The sequence below is a fragment of the Francisella sp. 19X1-34 genome (assembly GCF_041102755.1).
GTDB lineage: Bacteria > Pseudomonadota > Gammaproteobacteria > Francisellales > Francisellaceae > Francisella.
Genome location: NZ_JBGCTX010000087.1, coordinates 1 through 7,986, shown reverse-complemented (window position 1 = coordinate 7,986; position 7,986 = coordinate 1). Strand labels below are relative to the sequence as shown.

Below are 7,986 nucleotides of genomic sequence, written 5' to 3'. Positions count from 1 at the left end.
CTCAGTTTATTATTTCTCCAATTAAAATCAATAATTATAAATATTTAGACATGAAGTAATTATCGAACTGAGGTTATCAATATGTTAATAACAATATATTTAAATTTTGAGGAATAGTAACACATAATAGATACTGTAGTTATTAGAAATCTAAAACATTAGGGAGGTTAGATGAGAAAAATAATACTATCAGTATCGATGATTATAGCTTCTGTAATGGCTTACATGAAATTGGTAACTATTCTAGTGCTAACTTTCCACCACCTGAGCTTGAGTTAGCTATGTAAATTTAGTTAAAAATAGACTTAGCTCTTAAGAGTATTAAGATATGGCATATACAATTATATCTAAGAAAAATCAAAAATATCATTTAACATAGCGGCTGAGAAAATATTAAATAAGATTCTACTAATGAAGGGATCTGTAGCACCATTTTTGATATGAATGTTAAATAGCTCTAGTAATTTACCATGATCAAATAATTCTGTTGGGATAAAATTGTTACTATGAAATATATCTCCCATCATTATATTTAGAGGAGATTTTGCCTTGCTTGGTGGAGCCATATATGGATGCTTCATATTTTGATAATGTTCAGGTGTGACAAAGTCTTTGCAACTTTCTCTTAGAATGAATTTATCAGTATTATTATAATATTTATACTTAGGTGGTACTTTAGTTATATAATCAATCACATCATTATCAAGAAAAGGTACTCTAGCTTCAACAGAGTGAGCCATTTCAGTACGATCACCTAAAGCAGTTAGTACATAAGCAAAGGTATTTAATGACTGATAATATAGTGAAATATTTAAAGCGTCCCAATTACTTGTATCAATAAAGTTTTTGTCTAAGAATCTTTGGAATTTACCTAAACAGTTTTCGTCTTTAAAGTCTGTGCTAAAGAGATTATTCACTAACTCTACTTGTGGAACATGATTTGAGCAAAAGCTAGGGCTAAAACCTAGCTTTCTTTTTAAGTAATCTATATCTCTAGCTCCATCAGCAAGAAAAACTCCTTTATTTACTTCAATCTTGCTTGCAATAGAGTTTTTATCAAACATTTCTGGATTAACTTGCATAGCATCAATTACATTTGTAATATAGCCACAATTATACTCATCTGATCCTTCACCAGTTAAGACAACTTTATAGTTATTTTCACGTACTAATTTACTTAGCAAATGCTTTGCTACTCCATGAGGATTAAAAGTTGTATTCTCTAAACACCAAAGATGATCAGTAAGATTATCTGCTAAGATTTGATCGTTGATATAGAGAGTATTTTGCTTACCTGAATATTTATTAATCAATTTTTTTGCAATTAGACTTTCATCATAATCTTTATCATCAAATGAAATTGTAAAGGCATCTAGACCTTTACCGCTTAGTTGACTTGCAATAGCATAACATACTGAAGAGTCTATACCACCACTAAGATAAGTAGCAACCGGAACATCTGAAACCAGTCTTCTTTCTATTGCTTTAGTGATTCTAGTACGGTATTGATCAAGAATCTCAGTTAAGCTTTCGCTAGTGTAGTTTGATCTTTCATACTTAGGTTGCCAGTAGCGATGCTCAGAGATGTTACCAGAGCGTATATCATAGACCATAAAATGACTAGGTTTAACATTATATATGTTTTTGAATATAGTATCGCCTTGACTTAATGGCTGGCCGTATAGTCTATCTTTTAATTCTCGTATATTAAATTCAGCCTTTTGTTTGTTATATTTAAGTATGCTTTTTATCTCTGAAGCAAAACTAATGCCTTTGTTATCAATACTAAAATATAGGGGTTTAACTCCGTGTCTATCTCTAAAGGCGATTATCTGCTGTTTATTTTTATCATAGATGACACCAGCAAACTCTCCATTTAACTTAGCAAAGCAATTGTTACCATTTTCTAAATACATAGGCAGTATTATTTCACTGTCAGTATTTGTATTAAATTTATAACCTTTAGATTTGTAGTTTTGACGAATCTGTTTGTAGTCATAAAATTCACCATTTACTATAGCGGTAAGATCATTATTATGTTTTAGAGGCTGTTCACCATTATCAACACCAATTATACTTAGGCGAGTATGGCCAAAAGCAATATTTGGATTATTAAGTATAGTGTAATGTTGCTCATCTGGGCCTCTGTGTTTAAGTAGTGAGAGAGCTGAATTAAAATTTTCTTTGTCTATTTGCTCATTCTTTTTGAAAACCATTAAGATTCCACACATATTAGTCACCTTATTTATTAGTTTATAGAGTCTGATAAGAAAAGTTTGTTATGTTTTAAATTTAAAAACTACCATGTACCTACATTTTCCATACTAGCCCAAGGCTCTTGTTTAGCCAAGGGTTTACCTTCTTGAATTAGTTCTATTGATATACCATCTGGGGATTTTATGAAAGCCATGTGTCCATCTTTAGGGGGTCTGTTGATTATAACTCCTTGATCTTTTAGAGATTGACAGATGTCATATATGTTTTCTACTGAGAATGCTAAATGCCCAAAGTTTCTACCCCCTTCATATATTTCATCACTTTCCCAGTTGTATGTTAACTCTATAAGAGGGGACTTGTCAGTTTTAGCTATATCATAATCATCGTGAGCAGCTAAAAATATAAGGGTAAACTTACCTTGTTTATTATCTTGTCTACTTACTTCTTTAAGTCCTAGTTTATTACAGTAGAAATCTAATGATTTTTCTAAGTCTTTGACTCTTATCATAGTATGTAAATATCTCATTCGAGTATTAACAAGCCAGTTTTTAGCCCAGTTTTCATCAGTGAATGTCTGAATTTCACCAGAAAAGAAATGGCGAAATATATTGATCGAGGTGGAGAGTTTTGAGCCACTTGTTACAATTGCTATTTTTTCAAAATGTTTTCTATGTTTAAATTCTGTTTTAAATTCATCAAGTATGGCTCTTAAACTTATACCAGAAAAATCTTGCATTTTAATTAAGATTTTAACAGCACCATTTTTTGCTAGTTCATCAAGCTTAGGTATTAGTACTTTTGTATAGTCAGAATGAGTTATTTTGCCTTCTACAATAATTTGTGTGTACTTTTTTTCATCAGATATTGTAAACATATTTATTACCTTATTTGTAAATTAATAGCTCTAGATAAGAGGTATCAGCTTTTGATGTTTGATTATATTATTGTATCAAGTTATTAAGAGATTTTACTTTTTTAACAAAATTAATTGGAGAAAATTTACTTCTGAAAGGATATTTATTTTTTATTCTACAGCTGAGCTTCACTTATATATGGTACAAAAGTTTGGGAGATCTTAAAAAGCTAAATATACAAATATTATAAAATTAGTTGCTGGCACACCCAGAGGGACTCGAACCCCCGCATCCGCCTCCGGAGGGCGACGCTCTATCCAGTTAAGCTATGGGTGCAATATTGTAATATAATATAAGTAAAACAGGTAAATCTCTAGTAAGGATTTAAAGTATTTATTATTTATAATAAAGTTTGACTAAATATTGTAATAAATAGTAATACTTTAATTGTATTTCTAATAAAAATGTTTGATATTTTATATATTAAGTTTTTAAATTAGATTGTTTTGGATATGTGGAAACATTCACCATTTAAAACGGTGCTGATATTAGCACCTATTATTTTTTGTTGCGAGTTGGCTATGGAAGCATATGTGCCAGTATTACCTATTATGGGTAAGAGCCTACATACAACACAATCTATGGCTCAGCTAACAATATCAGTCTTTCTTATAATCTCAGGAGTTGGTCAGCTAATTTTAGGACCCTTATCTGATCAGATAGGACGATATAAAGTAATTTTTATGTCAGCTATATTATTTTTAGCTGGGACATTATTTTGTATATTTTCTCCGGGAGTAAAGTTTCTGATATTTTCAAGGGCTATTCAAGCTGTGGGAGCATGTGGGTTAAGCGTAGTAGCTTTTGTCATTATCCGAGATGCTTTTTCAGGTAAGCAAAGTTCAATGGTATATAATTTAGTTGATGCAATAGTATCAATGTCGCCTATATTAGGACCACCTATAGGTGTTACCTTAGCATTACTATTTAATTGGCAATCTATATTTGTTTTTTTATTTATTTTGTCAATAATGACACTTCTAATAATCATATTTTTTGTTAAAGAAAGCTTACCTATTGAAAGGAGAAAAAAATTTTCATTAGGCACTATTTATAGATATTGGACAGTATCTAAATCATTACAGTTTTGGGCTTATTCAATATCTGCCGTATCGGGGATGTCTGCATTTTTAATATTTTTCACTATGATTCCATACATAATTATATATTTAGAAGACCCTTATACAAAGATTTATATTATGTTTGGATTTACTGGAATAGCCTATTTGATAGGAGCGGTATTTGCTAGTTTTATAGTCAATCATTTGGGAGTTTTTAGAACCACTATAGTTGGTGTTGTATGTGTGTTTATCGCTGGCATACTTTCTTTGGCTTCTTATGTTGGCTTTGGATTAAGTCTGTGGATGTTTTTTGCACCGTGTTTTTTTGCTGCTTTTGGATGTGCTATTGCAGCAGGAACAGGAGCTAGTGGTAGTATGGAACCATTTTTTGAAATCGCAGGGGTAGCTTCAGCAATGTTTGGTACAATGGAATTATCATTAAGTGCAATAGTTGTTGGTATAGCAATGTCATTTCCAGCAACTTCAGCATTACCAATTGCTTTAACTATGTTGATTACATCATCCTTTGCATTATTCTTATTGTTTATATTAAAAATCTTTACTAAAGGAAAGCTTGATTAATTTGAAAAAAATCATAGATAAGGAGTTTCTAACTGTTATGGGATATATTAATTGGTTATTCAATACTAGTTGCAGCTTTTAGGTTATCTTCTATAAGGCTAGCAACGACACCTTCGAAATGACAGATTTTATTCCCTCTAAATTTAAAGAAAGAGTAAAATTTTACAAGATTTTGTTTATTATCTATTTTTGTTTTAGATTCAGTAATATGTCCTTCGAAACCATAGTCACCTGAAATAATTAACTTCTCTAGAGTTACCGTAACACCATATGTATTATTACTAATCCAATCAATTCTTTTTTTAACTTGATCAATTCCTTTTAACTCTCTGCCGTTGATAGTCATTAGAATATCGTTTGTTAGATAATCTTCTATATTATTACAGTTAGATTCACCTAAAACGTTATTTAATAAATCTATTACAACTTGAGAGCGAGGATCATCTAAACTTATGTATTTCATATGTACATCCTTAAATAGTTTGTTATAAAAAAATATACGATAAAACTATTACATAGTATAAAAAACTTTAGTTAAAAATATAATAATTTATGAAGCAACTATTTTTGCAAGGCTATTTTGTGATTGTTTATTTAAGAGAATTTCTATTGATATATAAATAACTTTTCATATTTAGAAAGGTTTTATTTTTTAAATTAAGCAAATTTTAACAAAAAATAAAAAAAATTCTTGAAAAAGAATCTTTTGACTCAATATGTATGGTTGCAAGTGCTTAGAACTTAAGGTTGTTCTAAGCTGCAGATAAATTCAAAACTTTAATAAAACAATAGTTAATTTAACAAAGGAGTAAGATTGTTATGAACATTCGTCCATTACAAGATAGAGTATTAGTACGCCGTGCAGAAGAAGAAACAAAATCTGCAGGTGGGATTATCTTAACTGGTAGTGCTCAAGAAAAGCCAAGTGAAGGTGAGGTTGTGGCTGTTGGTAACGGTAAAAAGCTAGAAAATGGTACTACACTACCTATGGATGTAAAAGTTGGTGATAAAGTACTATTTGGTAAATACTCAGGCAGTGAAGTAAAGGCAGGTGATGAGACTCTTCTTATGATGAAAGAAGAAGATATCATGGGTATTATTGGGTAATAAATTAATATTTTGTATAGAGATATCCTGTAATTAAATGCAGGGTAGAAAAAATTTCAAAGGAGAAATAAATATGGCTGCAAAAGAAGTTTTATTTTCAGATGAAGCTCGCGCAAAGATGCTTGATGGTGTTAACACTTTAGCTAACGCTGTAAAAGTTACTTTAGGTCCTAAAGGCCGTAACGTTGTTTTAGATAAATCATTTGGTGCGCCAAATATTACAAAAGATGGTGTATCTGTTGCAAAAGAAATCGAACTAGAAGATAAGTTTGAGAATATGGGTGCTCAAATAGTGAAAGAAGTAGCATCAAAAACTGCTGATGTGGCTGGTGATGGTACTACTACTGCAACTGTACTTGCTCAGGCTTTACTTACAGAAGGTCTAAAAGCTGTTGCTGCTGGTATGAATCCTATGGATCTTAAAAGAGGTATCGATAAAGCAGCTGGTAAGTTAGTAGAAGAGTTAAAAGTACTTTCTAAGCCTTGTTCTGATGCTAAATCTATTGAGCAGGTTGGAACTATCTCTGCTAACTCTGATGCTACAGTAGGTAAGCTTATCGCTGAAGCTATGGCAAAAGTTGGTAAAGAAGGTGTAATCACTGTAGAAGAAGGTAAAGGTTTTGAAGATGAGCTTGATGTAGTTGAAGGTATGCAGTTTGATAGAGGTTATTTATCACCATATTTTGCTACAAATCAAGAAAATATGACTACTGATTTAGAAAGTCCATATATCTTACTTGTTGATAAGAAAATTTCTAATATTCGTGAGCTACTTCCAGTATTAGAAGGTGTTTCTAAGTCTGGTAAAGCTTTATTAATCATCGCTGAAGATGTAGAAAGTGAAGCTTTAGCTACTTTAGTTGTAAACAACATGCGTGGTGTAGTTAAAGTATGTGCTGTTAAAGCTCCTGGTTTTGGTGATAGAAGAAAAGCTATGTTAGAAGATATTGCTATCTTAACTGGCGCTACAGTTATCTCTGAAGAGTTAGGCATGAAGCTTGAAGAAGCAGGTATGGAGCACTTAGGTACTGCAAATAGAGTACAAGTAACTAAAGATGACACTACAATTATCGATGGCGCTGGTGATAAAGAAGCTATCTCTAGTAGAGTAGCTCAAATCAAAGCAAACGTTGCAGAAGCTACTTCAGACTATGATAAAGAAAAGCTTCAAGAAAGATTAGCTAAGCTATCTGGTGGTGTTGCTGTGATCAAAGTTGGTGCTATCACAGAAGCTGAAATGAAAGAGAAAAAAGACCGTGTTGATGATGCTCTACATGCTACTCGTGCTGCTGTAGAAGAAGGTATCGTTGCTGGTGGTGGTGTTGCTCTTATTAGAGCACAAAAAGCTCTTGATGGTTTAGCTGGTGAGAATGATGATCAAAACCACGGTATAGCTCTACTTAGAAAAGCAATCGAAGCTCCTCTAAGACAGATCGTACAAAATGCTGGTGGTGAGTCTTCTGTAGTTGTAAATGAAGTTAAAGCTAAAGAAGGTAGCCATGGTTATAACGCAGCTAACGATACTTATGGTGATATGGTTGAGATGGGTATTTTAGATCCAACTAAAGTTACTCGTTCAGCTTTACAACATGCTGCTTCAATTGCGGGTCTAATGATCACAACAGAAGCTATGGTTGGTGAAATCAAAGAAGATGCTCCAGCTATGCCTCCTATGGGTGGTGGCATGGGCGGTATGCCAGGTATGATGTAATTCAAAAAATATTATATGCTAATTCTTAACATCTGATTAGCATTTCTTTGAAACTCGTAAGAGCTTTTCTCAATACTATATTTATAATTATTTTTATCTAATACTTCCAATACTTTATCTAAGTGTTTAGATCTATTTGATTCTAAATCAAGTATTGGAAATATTCTTACTTCAGATTTTGCTAATCTACACATTTCTAAAATTGATTTTATATGAAAGTCTAGATCTAGGTGTTTACTATACAAAAATAAAAAGTGAGAGCATAAGACTATATCAAAAGATCTATCTGCGAAGGAAGATAAATCTGGTAGAGTATTATATAGACCCTTTACAGACTTTTGTGTAAATTTTTCATAGGCTACCAATCCTATCTTCAAATTTAATCATAAAATGT

Annotated in this window: 7 protein-coding genes and 1 tRNA gene; 3 read left to right on the top strand and 5 right to left on the bottom strand. The window is 31.8% G+C overall.

The genetic code is table 11. The features are described 5' to 3' along the window. Window positions 1-347: 347 nt before the first annotated feature. The 3 genes from asnB to AB8E56_RS10760 all read right to left on the bottom strand — a co-directional run bounded on the left by asnB (window position 348) and on the right by AB8E56_RS10760 (window position 3,407). Window positions 348-2,231, bottom strand: coding sequence for an asparagine synthase (glutamine-hydrolyzing) (gene asnB, locus AB8E56_RS10770; protein ID WP_329480979.1), 1,884 nt, complete (start codon window positions 2,229-2,231; stop codon window positions 348-350). A 68-nt stretch (window positions 2,232-2,299) separates the two neighbouring features. Beyond that, window positions 2,300-3,091, bottom strand: coding sequence for a lactoylglutathione lyase (gloA, locus tag AB8E56_RS10765; protein ID WP_329480977.1), 792 nt, complete (start codon window positions 3,089-3,091; stop codon window positions 2,300-2,302). A 240-nt stretch (window positions 3,092-3,331) separates the two neighbouring features. Beyond that, window positions 3,332-3,407 (bottom strand) — tRNA-Arg (locus AB8E56_RS10760). 176 nt (window positions 3,408-3,583) lie between these two features. Here AB8E56_RS10760 and AB8E56_RS10755 point away from each other — a divergent pair. Next, a complete protein-coding gene (locus AB8E56_RS10755; protein WP_329480975.1) occupies window positions 3,584-4,774 on the top strand; it encodes a multidrug effflux MFS transporter in 1,191 nt (396 codons plus the stop codon). A 55-nt stretch (window positions 4,775-4,829) separates the two neighbouring features. Here the strand turns inward: AB8E56_RS10755 and AB8E56_RS10750 are convergent, their stop codons facing one another. Further along, a complete protein-coding gene (locus AB8E56_RS10750; protein ID WP_329480973.1) occupies window positions 4,830-5,237 on the bottom strand; it encodes a nuclear transport factor 2 family protein in 408 nt (135 codons plus the stop codon). A gap of 356 nt (window positions 5,238-5,593) precedes the next feature. Here AB8E56_RS10750 and AB8E56_RS10745 point away from each other — a divergent pair, with 356 nt between their 5' ends. Both AB8E56_RS10745 and groL read left to right on the top strand, forming a co-directional pair. Beyond that, window positions 5,594-5,881 carry a co-chaperone GroES gene (locus tag AB8E56_RS10745; RefSeq protein WP_329480971.1) on the top strand — a complete coding sequence of 96 codons (288 nt, stop codon included), beginning with the start codon at window positions 5,594-5,596 and terminating at the stop codon, window positions 5,879-5,881. Between the two features lie 73 nt (window positions 5,882-5,954). Then, window positions 5,955-7,592, top strand: coding sequence for a chaperonin GroEL (gene groL / locus AB8E56_RS10740; protein WP_329480969.1), 1,638 nt, complete (start codon window positions 5,955-5,957; stop codon window positions 7,590-7,592). Between the two features lie 11 nt (window positions 7,593-7,603). Here groL and AB8E56_RS10735 read toward each other — a convergent pair whose 3' ends face one another. Beyond that, the gene (locus AB8E56_RS10735) at window positions 7,604-7,786 is read right to left on the bottom strand and encodes a hypothetical protein (protein WP_329480967.1); all 183 of its coding nucleotides are present in this window, start codon (window positions 7,784-7,786) and stop codon (window positions 7,604-7,606) included. Window positions 7,787-7,986: the final 200 nt, after the last annotated feature.

Coding starts and splice junctions, on each gene's coding strand:
- asnB (WP_329480979.1), bottom strand. CDS start 2,231: ATGTGTGGAATCTTAATGGTTTTCAAAAAGAATGAGCAAATAGACAAA.
- gloA (WP_329480977.1), bottom strand. CDS start 3,091: ATGTTTACAATATCTGATGAAAAAAAGTACACACAAATTATTGTAGAA.
- AB8E56_RS10755 (WP_329480975.1), top strand. CDS start 3,584: ATGTGGAAACATTCACCATTTAAAACGGTGCTGATATTAGCACCTATT.
- AB8E56_RS10750 (WP_329480973.1), bottom strand. CDS start 5,237: ATGAAATACATAAGTTTAGATGATCCTCGCTCTCAAGTTGTAATAGAT.
- AB8E56_RS10745 (WP_329480971.1), top strand. CDS start 5,594: ATGAACATTCGTCCATTACAAGATAGAGTATTAGTACGCCGTGCAGAA.
- groL (WP_329480969.1), top strand. CDS start 5,955: ATGGCTGCAAAAGAAGTTTTATTTTCAGATGAAGCTCGCGCAAAGATG.
- AB8E56_RS10735 (WP_329480967.1), bottom strand. CDS start 7,786: ATGTGTAGATTAGCAAAATCTGAAGTAAGAATATTTCCAATACTTGAT.